Origin of the sequence: Mesorhizobium sp. M2D.F.Ca.ET.226.01.1.1 (assembly GCF_004022705.2) — a bacterium.
Taxonomy (GTDB): domain Bacteria; phylum Pseudomonadota; class Alphaproteobacteria; order Rhizobiales; family Rhizobiaceae; genus Mesorhizobium.
On sequence record NZ_RZOY02000101.1, the window covers coordinates 1 to 311 of the forward strand.

Here is a 311-nt window from a genome sequence, read left to right on the forward strand (position 1 = left end):
GAGACGCTGGCGCAGGTGCCGCCGGAATACCAGCCGGCCACCGGCAAATGGGTCGGCGTCGCCGCCCGCAGCACGGTCTTTGCCTATGACAAGACCAAGCTCAAGGAAGACCAGCTGCCCAAGTCGCTGCTCGACCTTGCCGATCCGAGCTGGAAGGGCCGCTGGGCCGCGTCGCCTTCGGGCGCCGATTTCCAGGCCATCGTCAGCGCGCTGCTGCGGCTCAAGGGCGAGGCCGCCACGGCCGACTGGCTGAAGGCGATGAAGGAGAACTTCACTGCCTACAAGGGCAACAACACGGTGATGAAGGCGGT

General features: G+C 66.2%; 1 protein-coding gene. It reads left to right on the forward strand.

Translation table 11 applies throughout. The features are described 5' to 3' along the window. On the forward strand, positions 1-311 hold a 311-nt coding region (locus tag EN869_RS33950), incomplete at both ends, for an ABC transporter substrate-binding protein (RefSeq protein ID WP_189508265.1).